This window comes from Bradyrhizobium sp. AS23.2 (genome assembly GCF_001908185.1).
Lineage (GTDB): Bacteria > Pseudomonadota > Alphaproteobacteria > Rhizobiales > Xanthobacteraceae > Bradyrhizobium.
Genome location: NZ_LGHM01000406.1, coordinates 1 through 652, shown reverse-complemented (window position 1 = coordinate 652; position 652 = coordinate 1). Strand labels below are relative to the sequence as shown.

The 652-nt window shown below is 54.4% G+C and carries 1 protein-coding gene and 1 pseudogene; one reads left to right on the top strand and one right to left on the bottom strand.

All coding sequences use genetic code 11. From position 1 onward, the window contains the following. On the top strand, positions 1-222 hold a 222-nt coding region (locus tag AC630_RS46595), incomplete at its 5' end, for a hypothetical protein (RefSeq protein ID WP_208867132.1). A 213-nt stretch (positions 223-435) separates the two neighbouring features. Here the strand turns inward: AC630_RS46595 and AC630_RS42555 are convergent. Beyond that, positions 436-652 (bottom strand): annotated as a pseudogene (locus tag AC630_RS42555) (transglutaminase family protein); the annotation flags it as partial.

The window sequence follows — 652 nt, the reverse complement described above, 5'->3', positions numbered from 1 at the left end:
AGGCACAGCCGAATGACATCACTGAGAATACGAAAGCTGATCTTCCGTAACGACGCGCTCGATATTCTCCGATTTGCTCTTGATGCGGTATCTAAGACGTCCGTCTGCCTCGATGGGCATACGTTGAACGATGGTGTAAATCATTGGTGGATCAGTTGCGGCACGGCCTTGTGGCCCTTGGGGCTGGTGGTGAACGTCTTCATTCAGCTTATAGGCATATGACATGTGTCTACCTCTGAAATTTACGGCTGCTCTAGCGTAGACTATGCTGTGATGCAATGCACCCTATTGCCCTCCAGCGCAGGCTGGTCGCTCTATCTGCTCCGGTTCACCGCAGAGACTTTCAGAGACTAGTAAGGCACCTTCGTCAGTGCGGACATGCTCTCTGGCGATTCATAAACCAGAATGGACAGAGGTTGCCACAAGCCCGACCATTTACACGAGCTCATCGGTCCAAACTTTAAAGCTGACAAGTGTATTTGGCCCGAAAGTTTGGGTAATTGGAACGTCTGCGGCATCACGACCTTGGGCGATCAGCACGCGGCCGATCCGCGGAATGTTATTGCGCGCGTCGAAGGTGTACCAGCGGCCGCCGATGTAGGCCTCGAACCAGCCGGCAAAATCCCCGGCGGCATACGGCGGCGGCATGCCG